The following is a 477-nucleotide window of genomic DNA, read 5'->3' as shown; positions in this document are numbered from 1 at the left end:
GTGATGACCGGGGCGCCCTGCGACACCCTGGACTTCACCTGGAACGACGCGGCGAACACCGACTGGGTGGCGACCGGACCGTCGGCGCCGGCCTCCAGGTCGACGGCGTCGGTGATGAGGCCGGAGCCGAGGCGCAGGGCAACGCGGGCGGCGACCTCCTTGCCCTCGCCGGAGGAGGTGACCAGCACCGCGGCGGCCTCGCTCGCCTTCGCGATCTGGGTCAGCGCGGCCACCTACGGGACGACCAGCTGGTCGGTGAACTCGGCGCCGTCGGCCACGTAGACCTTCGCCGCGCCGTACTCGGCCGCCTTCGCAGCGATCGCGGCGGCGGTGCCGGTGACCGCGACGCTGACGTGCTCGAGGGTGCCCGCGGCCGCGGCGGCCTCCGGCGCTACGGCGTTCGGCTTGACGGTGATGACCGGGGCGCCCTGCGACACCCTGGACTTCACCTGGAACGACGCGGCGAACACCGACTGG

At 73.8% G+C, this 477-nt stretch carries 1 pseudogene; it reads right to left on the bottom strand.

Annotated elements, in window-relative coordinates:
- Positions 1–359: pseudogene (locus PUR61_RS16570) on the bottom strand (electron transfer flavoprotein subunit alpha/FixB family protein); the annotation flags it as partial.
- Positions 360–477 lie beyond the last annotated feature (118 nt).

The sequence above is a fragment of the Streptomyces sp. BE20 genome (genome assembly GCF_036322525.1).
In the GTDB taxonomy this organism is placed as follows: domain Bacteria; phylum Actinomycetota; class Actinomycetes; order Streptomycetales; family Streptomycetaceae; genus Kitasatospora.
This window is presented reverse-complemented; position numbering and strand designations above follow the sequence as displayed.